At 41.1% G+C, this 15,000-nt stretch carries 15 protein-coding genes, 1 tRNA gene and 1 rRNA gene; 14 read left to right on the forward strand and 3 right to left on the reverse strand.

Annotated elements, in window-relative coordinates; translation table 11 throughout:
* Positions 1-7: 7 nt before the first annotated feature.
* From rrf to NBH01_RS14570, 8 genes are all read left to right on the forward strand, one after another.
* A 5S ribosomal RNA gene (gene rrf, locus NBH01_RS14535) occupies positions 8-118 on the forward strand.
* A 323-nt stretch (positions 119-441) separates the two neighbouring features.
* Positions 442-885 carry a DUF8440 family protein gene (locus NBH01_RS14540; protein ID WP_011108440.1) on the forward strand — a complete coding sequence of 148 codons (444 nt, stop codon included), beginning with the start codon at positions 442-444 and terminating at the stop codon, positions 883-885.
* 152 nt (positions 886-1,037) lie between these two features.
* Positions 1,038-1,835: a MotA/TolQ/ExbB proton channel family protein gene (locus NBH01_RS14545; protein ID WP_008763543.1), complete on the forward strand. Its 798-nt coding sequence runs from the start codon at positions 1,038-1,040 to the stop codon at positions 1,833-1,835.
* A 29-nt stretch (positions 1,836-1,864) separates the two neighbouring features.
* Positions 1,865-2,470 carry an ExbD/TolR family protein gene (locus tag NBH01_RS14550; protein ID WP_008763544.1) on the forward strand — a complete coding sequence of 202 codons (606 nt, stop codon included), beginning with the start codon at positions 1,865-1,867 and terminating at the stop codon, positions 2,468-2,470.
* Between the two features lie 15 nt (positions 2,471-2,485).
* Positions 2,486-3,139: an ExbD/TolR family protein gene (locus NBH01_RS14555; RefSeq protein ID WP_008765212.1), complete on the forward strand. Its 654-nt coding sequence runs from the start codon at positions 2,486-2,488 to the stop codon at positions 3,137-3,139.
* Between the two features lie 26 nt (positions 3,140-3,165).
* Complete coding sequence (locus tag NBH01_RS14560; protein WP_055221857.1) at positions 3,166-3,978, forward strand: energy transducer TonB; 813 nt, start codon at positions 3,166-3,168, stop codon at positions 3,976-3,978.
* Position 3,979: 1 nt separating this feature from the next.
* Positions 3,980-4,924: a PstS family phosphate ABC transporter substrate-binding protein gene (locus tag NBH01_RS14565; protein WP_008763547.1), complete on the forward strand. Its 945-nt coding sequence runs from the start codon at positions 3,980-3,982 to the stop codon at positions 4,922-4,924.
* 21 nt (positions 4,925-4,945) lie between these two features.
* Positions 4,946-6,412 (forward strand): tetratricopeptide repeat protein, encoded by a 1,467-nt coding sequence (locus NBH01_RS14570; RefSeq protein WP_193759450.1) that lies wholly within the window; start codon positions 4,946-4,948, stop codon positions 6,410-6,412.
* A gap of 95 nt (positions 6,413-6,507) precedes the next feature.
* On the opposite strand, the gene NBH01_RS14575 is transcribed toward NBH01_RS14570, so the two are convergent.
* Positions 6,508-8,145, reverse strand: coding sequence for an alpha-galactosidase D (locus NBH01_RS14575; protein ID WP_225680655.1), 1,638 nt, complete (start codon positions 8,143-8,145; stop codon positions 6,508-6,510).
* A gap of 244 nt (positions 8,146-8,389) precedes the next feature.
* Positions 8,390-8,462 (reverse strand) — tRNA-Pro (locus NBH01_RS14580).
* 498 nt (positions 8,463-8,960) lie between these two features.
* On the opposite strand from NBH01_RS14580, the gene NBH01_RS14585 reads away from it, so the two are divergent.
* The 6 genes from NBH01_RS14585 to NBH01_RS14610 all read left to right on the forward strand — a co-directional run bounded on the left by NBH01_RS14585 (position 8,961) and on the right by NBH01_RS14610 (position 14,230).
* Entirely contained in the window at positions 8,961-9,557 is a 597-nt protein-coding gene (locus tag NBH01_RS14585; RefSeq protein ID WP_025815044.1) for a Crp/Fnr family transcriptional regulator, read from the forward strand.
* Positions 9,558-9,880: 323 nt separating this feature from the next.
* On the forward strand, positions 9,881-10,549 hold the full coding sequence (locus NBH01_RS14590; RefSeq protein ID WP_025815045.1) for a hypothetical protein: 669 nt from the start codon (positions 9,881-9,883) through the stop codon (positions 10,547-10,549).
* Positions 10,550-10,578: 29 nt separating this feature from the next.
* The gene (locus NBH01_RS14595) at positions 10,579-12,870 is read left to right on the forward strand and encodes an outer membrane beta-barrel family protein (protein ID WP_117887904.1); all 2,292 of its coding nucleotides are present in this window, start codon (positions 10,579-10,581) and stop codon (positions 12,868-12,870) included.
* Between the two features lie 284 nt (positions 12,871-13,154).
* Complete coding sequence (locus NBH01_RS14600) at positions 13,155-13,394, forward strand: hypothetical protein (RefSeq protein WP_025815047.1); 240 nt, start codon at positions 13,155-13,157, stop codon at positions 13,392-13,394.
* Positions 13,348-13,767, forward strand: coding sequence for an RteC domain-containing protein (locus NBH01_RS14605; protein ID WP_025815048.1), 420 nt, complete (start codon positions 13,348-13,350; stop codon positions 13,765-13,767). Before NBH01_RS14600 ends, NBH01_RS14605 begins: the two co-directional genes overlap by 47 nt.
* Positions 13,768-13,897: 130 nt before the next feature.
* Positions 13,898-14,230 (forward strand): helix-turn-helix domain-containing protein, encoded by a 333-nt coding sequence (locus NBH01_RS14610; protein ID WP_005646002.1) that lies wholly within the window; start codon positions 13,898-13,900, stop codon positions 14,228-14,230.
* A gap of 42 nt (positions 14,231-14,272) precedes the next feature.
* Here NBH01_RS14610 and NBH01_RS14615 read toward each other — a convergent pair whose 3' ends face one another.
* Positions 14,273-14,998 carry a hypothetical protein gene (locus NBH01_RS14615; RefSeq protein ID WP_025815049.1) on the reverse strand — a complete coding sequence of 242 codons (726 nt, stop codon included), beginning with the start codon at positions 14,996-14,998 and terminating at the stop codon, positions 14,273-14,275.
* Positions 14,999-15,000 lie beyond the last annotated feature (2 nt).

Consider the following 15,000-nt stretch of genomic DNA (forward strand, 5'->3'; position numbering starts at 1 on the left):
AAGAAATTCAGGTGGTTATAGCACGAGGGTTCCACCTCTTCCCATTCCGAACAGAGAAGTTAAGCCTCGTCACGCCGATGGTACTGCGTAACAGTGGGAGAGTAGGTAGCCGCCATTTTTAGAGAAGCCCTTCTGGTATTTCTACCGGAAGGGCTTTATTGTTTTGGATACTTTCGGATTTAAGACTGGAGAGGATTTATTGATTATACATATTTCTCTCAATTATTAAACTTGGCGGACTTCTTTAAAACGTATGTACGCCTAACTACTTTTAACACATAAAATCACAAACTGCGAGAACAAAACACTTTGTACGTTGTTTCAATAATAGAGTTAAACTTTTATGCTTAAATGATGTGAATAACGACAAACGGATATATTTAATTGCTACATTTGTCGCCGAAATACGAGAATTCGATATAAACAACTAAAATAAATATCATGAAAGGTTCTGTGAGATTCATATTAGCGATTGTTCTGCTGATGCTATCATATAGCATAGGTGGAAATGCTATGAATATCACTTCATGTATTTCTCAGAGCGAATGCTCTTGTCAGTTGTCTGAATCAACTTCCGATACGAATTCTAATTCTTCATTTAAGACTCGTTCGCTGGGGTATGACAGATCATCCCAGTCTTTGTCTATTTCTGACGTAGAATTAGGCTTTAAATCAGTAACAGAAACATCTTCTAATAATTATCGTCTGCGTAGAATCATTGAATCCAATGATTTCTTTAAAGACGTTATGTATAAGTTCTTCTTGTTAAGAGAAAACTCACTTGTATTAGATCAAAGTAAATCCTATTATTCGGATAAGGATCCACATTACTCCATTATCTGTAGCGACTACTACGTGTTCGCTCTAAGACGTATCCTTATTTAATTACTTATCCCATCTTATTTACTTTTTCGTACCCTGTATGAAGCTGTGTGACTTTCATTCTTGAAAAGTCACAGGGTCTATAGCGCAGTGTATCTAATCATTTGAAAATTTTCTAAATAACTAAAATTAATATCTTAACAAAAAAACTTATTATGGAAACTACTAAAAAGTCTCAGATTGTAGGTATAAAGAATGCCGGTATCGTAATCATCTGCTGTTTCATTGTAGCAGTGTGTATTTTTCAGTTCCTGTTGGGAAATCCGTCTAACTTTATGAACAATGACCCTAACAACCATCCATTGAACATGTTGGGTACCATTTACAAAGGTGGTGTGATTGTGCCTGTTATTCAGACACTGTTGTTAACTGTACTCGCTTTGAGTATTGAACGCTTTTTTGCTCTTCGTTCTGCTTTCGGTAAAGGCTCGTTGGCTAAATTTGTAGCTAACATCAAAGAAGCTCTGGCTGCCGGTGACCTTAAGAAAGCACAAGAGATTTGTGACAAACAACGCGGTTCTGTTGCCAATGTAGTTACTGCTACTTTGCGCAAGTATGAAGAAATGGAAAAGAACACTGCTTTGCCTAAAGAACAAAAGCTGCTGGCTATCCAGAAAGAACTGGAAGAAGCAACTGCTCTGGAAATGCCTATGATGCAGCAGAATCTTCCGATTATCGCTACAATTACGACTTTGGGTACATTGATGGGATTGCTCGGTACTGTAATCGGTATGATCCGTTCATTTGCCGCATTGTCCGCCGGTGGTGGTGCCGACTCTATGGCTTTGTCACAAGGTATCTCTGAAGCCTTGATCAATACGGCTTTCGGTATCTTGACAGGTGCGCTGGCTGTTATTTCTTACAACTACTTCACTAACAAAATTGACAAATTGACTTACGGACTCGACGAAGTCGGATTCTCTATCGTGCAGACTTTTGCAGCTACTCATTAATTTGGCGAACCCTTTAAAATCTATTAATCATGGGTAGAGCGAAAATTAAAAAGAAAGATACGTTCATAGATATGACCGCTATGAGTGACGTAACTGTATTGCTTCTGACTTTCTTTATGTTGACATCAACATTTGTGAAGAAGGAGCCGGTGCAGGTTACCACTCCAGCCTCCGTATCGGAAATCAAGATTCCGGAGACAGATGTACTCCAGATTCTGGTTGACCAGGAAGGAAAAATATTTATGAGTCTCGACAAGCAGCAGGATATGCAGGCTGTCTTGGAGAGTATGGGTGAAGAGTATGGCATCAAGTTCACTCCGGAACAGGCAAAGAGGTTCACAGTGGCTTCTACGTTTGGAGTGCCTATCAGAAGTATGCAGAAATTCCTTGACCTCCCGGAAGATCAACGGGACAAAATTCTGAAGAATGAAGGAATTCCTTGTGATAGTACCGATAATCAGTTCAAGTCGTGGGTGCGTAATGCACGTGCCGCCAATGCTGATCTGCGAATTGCTATTAAAGCGGACGCTTCAACTCCATACTCAGTGATAAAGAACGTAATGAACTCACTTCAGGATTTGCGGGAAAATCGGTATAATCTGATTACTTCTCTCAAAGCAGAATCTGAAAATTAAAAGGGAGGAAAGACAATGAGTGCTGAAGTACAAGAGAGCAGCGGAAAAAGAGGAAAAGGCAAGCAGAAGAAAATGACTGTCCGGGTAGACTTTACCCCGATGGTGGATATGAACATGTTGCTGATTACTTTCTTTATGCTTTGTACCACGCTGAGCAAGCCTCAGACGATGGAAATAAGCATGCCGAGCAATGACAAGGATATAACTGAACAACAAAAGAGTATGGTGAAAGCCTCTCAGGCAATTACATTATTGCTGGGAGCCGATAACAAGCTCTATTACTATGAGGGAGAGCCTAACTACAAGGATTACACCTCATTGAAAGAGACTAGTTACGGGGCAAGCGGGTTACGTGCCGTACTTCTTCAGAAAAATGCTGCAGCTGTCAATCAGGTAAGAGCTTTGAAACAACAGAAGCTCGATCTGAAGATAACAGATGACGAATACAAAAAGAAGGTTTCCGAAATAAAAAGCGGAAAAAATACGCCGACCGTCATTATCAAGGCGACGGATGATGCTTCTTATATGAATCTGATTGATGCATTGGACGAGATGCAGATATGTAATATAGGTAAATATGTGATAACGGATATTGCCGAAGCTGATGAGTTCCTGATTAAGAATTATGATGCTAAGGGAGAACTGTCACAGAACTTGGCCGATAAATGATGTAACACCTAAAAAAAGAAAGTAAAATGGCAAAATTAGATTTAGCTTCTTCGGAATGGTGTCAGCTGATTTTTGAAGGCAAGAATCAAGCGTACGGCGCATATAGAATGCGTGCCAATTCACCCAGACGGCATACTATTGCAATGCTGATTGTGGTGGCGATAGCAATCGTTGGATTTACTATCCCTACGCTGCTTAAGTTGGCAACCCCGGAGCAAAAGGAAGTAATGACAGAGGTAACAACTTTGTCGAAATTGGCAGAACCGGAAATCAAACAGGAAGAGATGAAACGGGTAGAACCGGTTGCACCTCCCCCTCCTGCATTGAAGAGTTCTATTAAGTTTACTGCCCCTGTCATCAAGAAAGATGAAGAGGTGCACGAAGACGATGAGATCAAGAGTCAGGAAGAATTGACTTCTACCAAAGTGGCAATCTCCATTGCCGACGTAAAAGGTAATGACGAAGCCAACGGAGCCGATATTGCTGACCTGAAGCAAGTGGTGACACAGGCTGCAGAACCGGAAAAAGTATTTGATATGGTAGAGCAGATGCCGACTTTCCCCGGTGGACAGCAGGAACTGATGTCATACCTTGGAAAAAACATCAAGTATCCGACAATTGCACAGGAGAATGGAACACAAGGTCGCGTTATTATCCAGTTTGTGGTAGAGCGTGACGGTACTATCACCGATGTACGTGTAGCTCGTGGTGTAGACCCTTACTTGGATAAAGAAGCCGTGCGTGTGGTACAAAGTATGCCGAAATGGATTCCTGGTAAACAAAATGGTAAAGCGGTACGTGTGAAATTCACCGTTCCGGTAATGTTTAGATTACAGTAAGATGATGAAGAGACAATTTTGGCTGGTAGGAATCGTTTTGTTGGCGGTGTTGAGTGCTTGCCGTTCCAAATCGGATGGACCGACGGATACGTATTCGTCTGGGGTGATATCTATTGCGGCGGATGAAAGTTTTGAGCCTATTATACAGGAAGAGATAGATGTGTTTGAAAGTCTGTATCCTTTGGCCGGAATTGTCCCTCGCTACACGACGGAAGTCGAGGCTATTAATTTACTTCTGAAAGACAGTGTCCGGTTGGCTATTGCAACCCGGACATTGACTGAGGAAGAAATGAATTCCTTTCACAGCCGCAAGTTCTTTCCCCGCGAGATTAAGCTGGCTACAGATGGTCTGGCATTAATCGTCAATCGGGACAATCCGGATTCTTTGTTGACCGTACGGGATTTCAGCCGCATCCTCACAGGTGAGGCGAAAGACTGGAAGGATATAAATCCGAACTCCCGCCTGAAGAGTATTCAGGTGGTGTTCGATAATAAAAACTCCAGCACCGTACGCTATACAATGGATTCTATCTGTGGTGGAAAACCACTGGCTACTGACAATGTCAGTGCCTTGAAGACCAATCAGCAGGTGATAAAGTATGTAGCAGAGAACCCCGGAGCAATGGGAGTCATTGGTGTGAACTGGCTGGGCAACCGCAGCGACACCACCAACCTTTCTTTCACCGAGGAAATCAGAGTAATGGCAGTGAGTGCGGAGGATGTAGCTACTCCTGCTAACAGTTATAAGCCTTATCAGGCTTACCTGTATTACGGTAACTATCCATTGGCACGACCCATTTACGCATTACTGAATGATCCTCGCAGTGCGCTGCCTTGGGGATTCGCTTCTTTTATGACATCCGACAAAGGGCAGCGGATTATATTAAAATCTGGACTTGTTCCGGCTACTCAGCCAGTGCGTATTGTCCATGTGAAAGACGAATAATAACTAAAATTAGAGACTATCATGAAAAGAGTACAAATGTTTTTAGCTGGAGCGTTTATAGCAGTTGGGTCGCTCTATGCGCAATCATCTGATGCCGAATGGCAGGCAGGAGTTGCAAAATTGAAAGAAACCATTCAGACGAATCCGGCTCAGGCCAATGAGGAAGCTGAACAGTTGATAAAAGGAAAGAATAAAAAGAATGTGGAACTTCTGGTGGCTATCGGCGAGGTATATCTGAAAGCCGGAAAACTTCCGGAAGCACAGGAGTATGCTGCTCTTGCCAAAAAAGTGAATGGCAAATCGGCTCTTGCTTCCGTACTGGAGGGAGACATTGCCTTTGAGCAGAAAAACGCCGGTCTTGCATCTCAGAAATATGAAGAAGCTATCTATTTCGATCCGAGTTGCACGGAAGCATATCTGAGATATGCGGATATTTATAAATCAGCCAATGCTGCTCTGGCCATTGAAAAGCTGGAACAGCTGAAAACCCGGGAACCGTCCAACACAGCCGTAGATAAGAAACTTGCCGAAATCTATTATTTGAAGAATGATTTTAGTAAAGCTGCCGAAGCTTATTCGCGTTTTGCGATGGGACCGACAGCGACAGAAGAGGATCTGGTGAAATATGCATTTGCCCTCTTCTTGAACCATGACTTCGAGAAGTCACTTGAAGTGGCGAATATGGGATTGAAAAAGAATGCGCGTCACGCGGCGTTCAATCGCCTGACAATGTATAATTATACAGACCTGAAGCGCTTTGATGAAGCAATAAAGGCAGCGGATGCTTTCTTTACCGAATCGGACAAAGCTGATTATTCCTACCTTGATTACATGTATTACGGGCATTTGCTCGAAGCTCTGAAAAAATATGATGAAGCTGTAGAGCAATATGAGAAAGCCATACAATTAGATCCGACAAAGACGGACTTATACAAAAATATCTCTTCTGCCTATGAACAGAAGAATGATTATAAAAAAGCAATCAGTGCATACCAAAAATATTATGCATCTCTTGATAAGGAACATCAGACTCCGGATTTACAATTCCAGTTTGGCAGACTTTATTATGGTGCAGGTACGCAGACTGATTCGCTGACAATCAATGCTGAAGAGCGCAAGCAGGCTTTGATGGCCGCTGATTCTGTTTTCCATTCCATCGCAGAAGCAGCACCGGACAGCTACCTGGGTAATTTTTGGAGGGCACGTGCCAATTCCGCACTGGACCCCGAAACGACTCTTGGACTGGCGAAGCCTTTCTATGAGGAGGTAGCCACCCTGCTGGAAAGCAAGAATGATCCTCATTACAATTCAGCTTTGATTGAGTGCTACAGTTATCTTGGATATTACTACTTGTTGGCTATTGAAAATCCGGCACTGAAAGCGGAAGCAATGGCGAATAAAGAAAAATCTAAGGAGTATTGGAGCAAAATTCTGGCTATAGACTCCACTAATGCTACAGCTAAAAGGGCATTGGATGGCATCAAATAGTGAATAATTTTAGTTGTTTGTCGTGACAGGAGGAGTGGAGAGTGATCTTAGCTCCTCCTTTTTTTTATTGTCACGTTTAGCTGTTTTTCAGTCTGTTACATTCCTTTGGTAAGCGTAAAGCAGTCGATGTCCGGTGCCCAGTTGTAGCTGTTGCCCATACGGATATGATTGTAACCGGCTTTCAGATCAACGGGGATTGTTACTTGATTGTGCTTGTCATCCTCTCCCAGCGAATCGATTTTGGTTACGATGCCGTTGACATCTATCTCCAGTTGTCTTCCTTTACCGAATGAATAATGAACCGTCATTTGGTAACGTCCGCCGTCTGCGCTGTATACTTCCGACCATTCTGCGTAATTCTCCGGTTGTCCGCCCAAGAAACCTACTTTCATTTTTCCGGAAGCTTCCTGATCGGCAGCATATATGATGCCTTTCGGATTTTTGCCGAGATCATTGAACATTGGCAGGTATGCCCATTCTGCTTCATACAATGTCGGTTCCAGACGTGTTTCGCCTTCCATGCGGAGGAACATAGCGCTGTGTGCAGGAAGCGTTTGCTCAAAGACATCAGAGAAATTTCCCAAATCACTGCGTTTTGCCAAGTCACGTACTTTTACGTTCCCGCCAAATTCCAGTGCCGAGAAAGGTACGGAGAAGCTGCAAACAGTGTCCGATGGATTGTAAAGAGCAACGGCACGTACATTTCCACGTTTTTGTTCGATGTCTTTTACCAGTACATAGCCTTCGTTTTCATGTTGTGCTACGTATGCCTGCAAGCCTAGCGGGTCTTGGTTCAGAGCGATTAATTCTTTGTTTGTCAGCAGTTCAAGAGAAGATTCCGGCAGACTTTCCAGATTACATCCGATCAGCAGGGGTGAGCTCATGATACACCATAAGCCGAAGTGAGCTTCTTCCTCTGTCGGGGTAAGTCCTTTTCCTCCTACTTTGCTGTTGTCGCGGAAACCGATGACCATCATATCCATGTCATTGTAATGTCCGTCTTTGGCGTAGGCAGACAGGTATAGGTTTTTGCCGACCACATATCTCAATGACCCCCAATGCGCATTGATGTCACCGCTGATACGCCATGAAGTAGCTACATCCTTTGCCCATGTGCCGGGAAAAGCCCAACGGCAGATGTTGACAGAGACGTCCTTGTCTACTTTGTCGATGCTGTTCCGGATGGAAGTATAGCGTTCCTGTTCATTCAGGCCCAGTACATCTCCGCCGCAGTAGTCTATCTTGATAAAGTCGAATCCCCAGTCGCCGAAATAGAGTTGGGCATCCTGTTGCTCATGTCCGTAAATACCGGCACCTACTCCTGCATGATCGTTGTCCCAGATAGAACCGCAAGTGTTGTTGCCCGCATCTGTATAAATACCGGCTTTCATTCCAAGACTATGTATATGGTCGGCAACCGGTTTCATTCCATTCGGGAAACGGTTTTTGTTGGTCTGCATTTTCCCATTGCCGTCCCGTTCGCCGAAATAGCCGTCATCAACGTTGATATAGCGGTATCCTGCGTCTTTCAGACCTTTTTTTACCATCAGGTCTGCCTGATTTTTAATAATATCTTCACTGATGTCTACCCGGAAAGCATTCCATGAACTCCAGCCCATAATAGGGGGATTGACTGCTTTTTCACTTCCGGACTGAGAAACCTGAGTTTCTGCACAACTAACACATAACAAGGAAACTACCGCTGTGGCTAAAAGGTGGAATCTGTTTTTCATGATGTAATAGGTTGATGAATTAATGGGATTAAATGAAATATTGGTAACAAAGATATAAATGAATCTATTGGCGTGCAAATAAATTAAACTGAAAATAGGGAGGAATCGAACGAAAAAGAAATTGATTATTGAATTATCTGGTGGATGATCAGTACGTTATACCCGCCGTCCCGATTTCGTCCCGGCTGTTTAAAAAGATAAGGGGTTAACTTTCTGAATCTCAGTAAGCTAACCCCTTATCTTGTCGGAATGAGGCGACTCGAACGCCCGACCCCTACGTCCCGAACGTAGTGCGCTACCAACTGCGCTACATTCCGCTCTCGAAATGTGGTGCCACCAGCAACCGAAAATCGGTTTGTATAGCACTATTTCTCAATAAGTTATATCTTCATTACGATGTTAGTCCCTTGAATAAGGTTTTCACAACTTTGCACCGTTCAACACAATTTTGTGTCTTAGGTTCGATTTCTGCGTGCAAAGGTAGATATTTATTTGGAATTATCAATATATCCAAGAAGTTTTTTTAGCATTTAGTATATTTTCAAATATTACATTATCTTTTCGGGAAACGAAAACAAGAATATTATCTATTGAATAACAGGTATTTACAAGAAGTATATAGAATAATGGGTAACGATATAGAAACGAGCGTATTTCTTTAATTTGCCTTATGTTTCCACTGTTTCAATACTCTGCTACAAAAATAGTTATATTCCTTTAAATGCCAATAATGTCTTTGTAAAACTACAACTTTATTGTAGTTTTGTATAAGCATGAGATTAGTAAAAATATCATCTCCTAACAATATCAAACATATGAAGAACTTCAATGCACAATACGGTAAGCATTCCCGATTGGAATTATTAAAACATTTCATCTTGGAGCATGGAACTTATATCGAACTCAAAAAGGGAGAACAGTTCTCTGTTCAGGGTAAAATGAACCGCCGGGGGGCTTATATTGAAAACGGCTTATTGAGATATATCCATGTGGATGAAAGAGGAAATATACATATAGTAGGATATACTTTTTCAAATGAATTTGCAGGGAGTTTATGTACATTCATAAATCCCGACCGACCGTCATTAGTCACTATTGAGGCTGTTTGCGATTCAAAGATTTACTATCTACCGTATTCAACGGCAGAGGAATTCTTTACGACAAATGCCGAAACCATGCAAATAAAGTGTACGCTTGTCGAACAATCATACTTGTTGATGTATCATAGATTATTGGATATGTACTGTAAAACTACGGAAGAACTTTATCTTGATTTATTGAACAGATGCCCCGACATTCAAGAGCACATTACGTTGAAAGAAGTGGCTTCTTTCTTACAAGTCACACCTGAAACAATCAGTCGCATCCGCCACAAACTGAACAAATGCATCCGTTGCAAACTGGAGAAATAGCCAATCTTTAACATCCATTATAGCGGGGTCTTGACAATTGTCAAGACCTTTTTTCTTTATTCTTCCGTATTTTGCCATTTCAAGAAATCAATGTTCAATTACTTAAAACAGCAATAAGATGAAGAAGAAAATTACTTTTCACATGATGTTTTCCGTATTTATTATCTGTACTCTCTCGTGTCTAACAAGTTGTAGTAACAACGATATTCCTATTCCTGTCTTTACCTCTGAGGCATTGGAACAAACCACTTGGTAAGCACAAAGAACTGTGTACAATACCAAAATTAAAGAAGATGTATTAGCGGATAAGGCTTAAATGAAGTGTGGATGCGACTAATCAGATAATTTCAAACGTTTGGAAGACAGCAATATTTTTGTTATTTTTTTTATTTCTCGCCCGTTCAGTCAATGCACAAGTACAAAACGGGTGGACTCCAAACGATTCTGTCCGATTGACCAAAATGCTGAAAGGAGAAATGCCTATCCATATTGATGATGCTTTTAAAAGGGAACTGGAACAGTCTATTATTGGTCATTCGCCAAAAGACGATAATAGGTACTGGGATGATTTTAGGTTAGATATTGATTTTAAAGAAGATTTTCCGAATGTAGTAAATATTGAGTGCGCCACAACGTTTCACTACAAATTAAATCATAACAATAATCTATTGAATGGAAATCTAAAATGCAAAAGCCTTATGAGAAATAGTCGGATAGATAAAAATCTCCCTCTTATAAAGATTCAACAAAAAACAAACATGACTATTCCTTTAAACAAGAAATTACATTTTAGTGTATATGGAAGCTATACACTGGACAAAAAACGTAGTGTGATACTTCCGGCAACTTCTATCCCTTATAAGGTAGGAGCAGGATTTTCATATGAGATAGGTAAACATGCCATTATTAAATCCCAAACGAACTACCAATATAACATAATACAAAAAAAATGGGAATGGTTCTTTGGTGCAGGAGTTTTTTTTACCTTTTAGTAGTCTTGTAATCAATAAACTGAATTCGTATGATGCGATTAAATAAAATAATAACATTGACATTTTTCTACCTATTTTTAGGTTGCTCTCAAACAGTCGCTTGGGGGCAAACGATTAACGGAAAAATAATAGATGACAAACAACTGCCTATAGACGGTGCGACTATTATTTTGCAAACAATGGATTCGACTTATATAGGCGCATCCATTTCCAATGCTGACGGCATATTCGTTTTTAAAAGCCAACAGGAAGAATACCGATTGATAATACAACACCTTTTGTATGAAACAAAACAGATGACAGGTAAGGGAAATGATGCCGGAATTATTCAACTTCAACCTAAAGACTATGCTTTGGATGAAGTTATCATAAAGGCGGAACGTCCTTTTGTAAAAGTGGAGAATGGACTTTTAGGATATAATCTTGCTGTTCTTACCCAAAATCAACTCGTAAACAATGCGTATGAAGCATTGACAAAAATACCGGGAGTGCAAGAAGACAGAGGAATACTAACTTTGGCTGGAGCAGGAAAACTGACTGTTATTCTAAATGGGAAACCTACCACAATGGATGCCGGACAGCTTGAAACAATTTTGCGCAATACTCCGGTGAATCGTGTAGAAAAAGCGGAAGTGATGTATAGCGCACCTCCTGAATATCATGTACGGGGAGCAGTCATTAATCTTGTTTTAAAGCATGCAAACGATTACTCTTTTCAGGGGGAGATAAGTGCTGACTATAAGAACCAGTACTTCAATGACGGGGGAATGAATGGAAACTTTCGTTTATCAACTCCCAAAATGGCTTTTGATGTAATGTACGGAGCAAATAACGTAAAAAAGATAGAATACATAGACCTTGATTCCAAACATACGCTAAAAGATGAACCACATCATATCATACAAAACGAACAGTTACGTAGTAAGTACTGGAAGCACGACCTTAGAGTAGCTTTTGAATATAACTTCAACAACAAAAACAATATCAATGTAGCATACACAGGCAGTTATACCCCCGACCAGCATAATAACAGCCGGACATCAGGCAACTACCAAACCAGCAATGTGGATAAATATGTTGACAATCAAATGCACAATATTACATTGCAATATCATTTGGGGTTCGGAATTGAAATAGGTGGTGATTATACACATTATACTTCCAATAATAATCAAAGGCTATACGCAAATTATCAAGATGGAAATCAGAGTTGTTTCTCTATGGTTGGCGGACAAAAGATAGATCGCTATTCTATCTATGCAGACCGGAAACAGTCTTTACCCAAAAGATGGAATCTGGGTTATGGAGTTTCCTACCGATTTGCTAAAGACATTGATTTCCAAACTTATGATAAAGTGACAGGTAACATTCAAACTCAAAACACATATTCCAATCTAAGAGAACAAACTACCAGCTTTTATGTATCATTGAGCAAAAACTATACAACAGGTACGTCTTTATCCGTTTCTGCTACGGGAGAATATTATACGATTGGCAATTATCATAAATGGGCAGTTTACCCACAAGCATCATTGATTTACTTTAAAACACCGAAACATATGTTTCAACTTTCATTATCTACGGACAAAACTTATCCAAGCTATTGGGATATGCAATCTTCCGTCAGTTATCTTAATGGATATACAGAATTATGGGGAACGCCGGGGTTGAAACCGATGACAAACTATAACCTGAATGGGAATTATATATGGAAGCAGAAATACATCTTTGGTTTGTTTTTCACGTACACCTCAGATTATTTCACTCAAGCCGCCTATCAATCGACTGACAGGCTGGCACTAATCTATAAAAATACAAATTGGAACTATATGCAGGTATGGGGCGCAAACATCATATTGCCTTTTAAGGCAGGAAACTGGCTGGATTCCCGATTGACCTTAGTCGGTATGCAAATGCACCAACGCTGTGATAATTTTTTCGACATTCCTTTCAATCGTAAGAAATGGGTATTTAGCGGCACACTGGATAATACGTTTAAGGTAAATAAGAATTTGTCTTTCGAACTGATGGGAAATGTACAGACGCCCGTCATACAAGGGACATTTGATATAGAATCTATTTTTAATCTCACTGCCGGATTACGGTGGAATTTCGCCAATGACAAATTGAGCTTATCCGCCCGTTGCAATGATATATTTGATACGGGAATGCCTGCAACACGAGTTCGTTTTAAGGAGCAAAACTTGAATATGAATAGCGGATTTTATTCACGAGCATTTACTCTACATTTCAGTTATCGCTTTGGTGGATATAAGAAAAAAGAGGTAAAAAAGATTGATACATCAAGATTTAGATACTAATTCAAAAATGATATGAGAACATTGTTACTAATTCTGAGTGTTTTATGTTTCGGTTCATGCAAAACGTCATTGATTACCTATCGAAATGGATATATATTTGACAAGCAAGGTGAAACGATTGGTAATTATACTAACGGATATATTTATAGTTCAAAGAGAATACTTAAAGGATATTATTCCAATGGCTATATTTATGATGATAATCACAATATTATAGGGAATTATGCAAATGGATATGTGAAAATGAAAAACAAAGACGATTAATAATATAATTTCAACACTACATGGAAAGTGTATTACAACAGAGATTTTTCCGTTTATTATCGGAATACTCGCAGCGTACAGTTTCTGTTTCCGAGTTGGCAGAAGCTATCGAGGAATTGGCTACGCATGTAGCCAATTTTAGTATCAACGAACAGGATTATAGCGTATCACTGCGTTATTTTTCCTTTGGTTTGCACCGTCTTAAATCGTATCGTGTACGGTTTGAGCAAGAAAAAAATGCCCTATCTGTATCTAATTGATGAAGCGATAGGACTTTTGAACACCGAAATACGCCTTATCGAGTGGCATATCAAGTACCCGGAACAGTTACAGCAACCCGTCAACAAACAAGCCCTTTCCCCTCTTTTCCTCGCTGACAAGACTACTCTTATCAACATCATGGAAATGGTCAGCGGTCTGTTCCTCTCCAAAGAAATCGTATATCAGAACGGCAAGCCCGCCTACCTGGTGGATTTGTCCAAAGCCTTTGAATGGCTGTTCAACATCAAGATAAGCGACTGCCACCAAAAGCATGAGGACGTGATAAAACGCAAGCCGGGTAAAATCACAGAGTTTCTTAATGGACTGGCAGAGCTTATCCGCAAGGAACATGAAAAGAAAGGGTACAGATAACCAACGGCTTATGATTTATTTATAGGGGATTCCATTAGTTCCCCCGTAATTTCTTTGCGCCTGTTTTCTGAACTTTGCTTCATCAATCGATTGACAGACCATAATGTATAATCAGAAAAATGAAGCAATCATGTATATAGAGAATGACGATTTCAGCGTATGGATGCAGAAGCTGTACGCCAAACTGGAAGAACTCTGCAAGGATGTACGGGTACTGCGCAATGCCGACAGGGTGCTGCCCGAAGATGACAACCTGCTGGATAATCAGGACTTGTGCCTGCTCTTCAAGGTGAGTATCAAGACCCTGCAACGCTACCGGGCTATCGGTGCGCTGCCGTACTTCACAATCAGCGGAAAAGTGTACTACAAGGCTTCCGATGTCCGGGAGTTCATCAAGGAGCGGTTCAGCGTTACCACGCTGCGCCAGTTCGAGAAAGAACACTGCACAAAGAAAAAGAAGTGAATTAAAAAGCCGGGGCGGTTCTGCTCCGGCTTTGCTTTTGGTTTATGGTTTGCCTAATTTGTCGGCTTCCTCCCTTAACTGCTCGGCTTGTTCGTTCAACAGCCTTGCCCGTTCCAACGCTTCTGCCTGTTTCCTGCTGCGGTATTCAAAGCCTTTCACCGAATCGGTCAGGCTTCGGATGAAAGCGTTGTCCCGTTCCCGGCTGAACTTCGTTTCCAGCAAATCAAGGCTGCTGCCGTCTGCCTTTCCTTTCATCAGGATATAGCGGTATTTTATATCGTTGTCCTGTAACCGATGCATCCGTTCCGTAAAACGAATATTCAAGATTAGCGAAGTGATACAGATAATAAAACCTGCTGAAAGAAGAAAGAACTTGGGCTTCAGGTAGGGAGTTACCCGGTATATCAGTTTGTCATGCCATGAAACGGGCGTTGTTTCTCCGGTCGGTGTATCATCAGCCGGGAACAACACCTTTAACCGCTCCTTGAAATATCGGTGCGAGGTCACGATAAGCCCCTTTATATCTTCAAGGTCTTGTTTTTGGTTCTCGGACTGCCCTTTTCCGATACTGCCGATTTGGTTTAGAATCTCCTGCGCCATGTTTTCAGTAATGCCGGATTTACCTTGCATTTCCGAAATGCGCTGTTCGATAACGTCCAGTCGGTTAATCGTTTCCTCCCGGCTGGCTGGCGTTACCTGCTTCTCCTGCCGTTCTTTCAGTTCCGTAACCATGGAGAGAAGCCCCTCCAAAATTAAGTTATTTTCCATGT

Origin of the sequence: Bacteroides sp. B1-V-101, assembly GCF_023656585.1 — a bacterium.
Taxonomy (GTDB): domain Bacteria; phylum Bacteroidota; class Bacteroidia; order Bacteroidales; family Bacteroidaceae; genus Bacteroides; species Bacteroides thetaiotaomicron.

Excerpts from the sequence above, each read along its gene's own strand:
- NBH01_RS14540 (WP_011108440.1), top strand. The coding sequence starts at position 442 with ATGAAAGGTTCTGTGAGATTCATATTAGCGATTGTTCTGCTGATGCTA.
- NBH01_RS14545 (WP_008763543.1), top strand. The coding sequence starts at position 1,038 with ATGGAAACTACTAAAAAGTCTCAGATTGTAGGTATAAAGAATGCCGGT.
- NBH01_RS14550 (WP_008763544.1), top strand. The coding sequence starts at position 1,865 with ATGGGTAGAGCGAAAATTAAAAAGAAAGATACGTTCATAGATATGACC.
- NBH01_RS14555 (WP_008765212.1), top strand. The coding sequence starts at position 2,486 with ATGAGTGCTGAAGTACAAGAGAGCAGCGGAAAAAGAGGAAAAGGCAAG.
- NBH01_RS14560 (WP_055221857.1), top strand. The coding sequence starts at position 3,166 with ATGGCAAAATTAGATTTAGCTTCTTCGGAATGGTGTCAGCTGATTTTT.
- NBH01_RS14565 (WP_008763547.1), top strand. The coding sequence starts at position 3,980 with ATGATGAAGAGACAATTTTGGCTGGTAGGAATCGTTTTGTTGGCGGTG.
- NBH01_RS14570 (WP_193759450.1), top strand. The coding sequence starts at position 4,946 with ATGAAAAGAGTACAAATGTTTTTAGCTGGAGCGTTTATAGCAGTTGGG.
- NBH01_RS14575 (WP_225680655.1), bottom strand. The coding sequence starts at position 8,145 with ATGAAAAACAGATTCCACCTTTTAGCCACAGCGGTAGTTTCCTTGTTA.
- NBH01_RS14585 (WP_025815044.1), top strand. The coding sequence starts at position 8,961 with ATGAAGAACTTCAATGCACAATACGGTAAGCATTCCCGATTGGAATTA.
- NBH01_RS14595 (WP_117887904.1), top strand. The coding sequence starts at position 10,579 with ATGATGCGATTAAATAAAATAATAACATTGACATTTTTCTACCTATTT.
- NBH01_RS14600 (WP_025815047.1), top strand. The coding sequence starts at position 13,155 with ATGGAAAGTGTATTACAACAGAGATTTTTCCGTTTATTATCGGAATAC.
- NBH01_RS14610 (WP_005646002.1), top strand. The coding sequence starts at position 13,898 with ATGTATATAGAGAATGACGATTTCAGCGTATGGATGCAGAAGCTGTAC.
- NBH01_RS14615 (WP_025815049.1), bottom strand. The coding sequence starts at position 14,998 with ATGGAAAATAACTTAATTTTGGAGGGGCTTCTCTCCATGGTTACGGAA.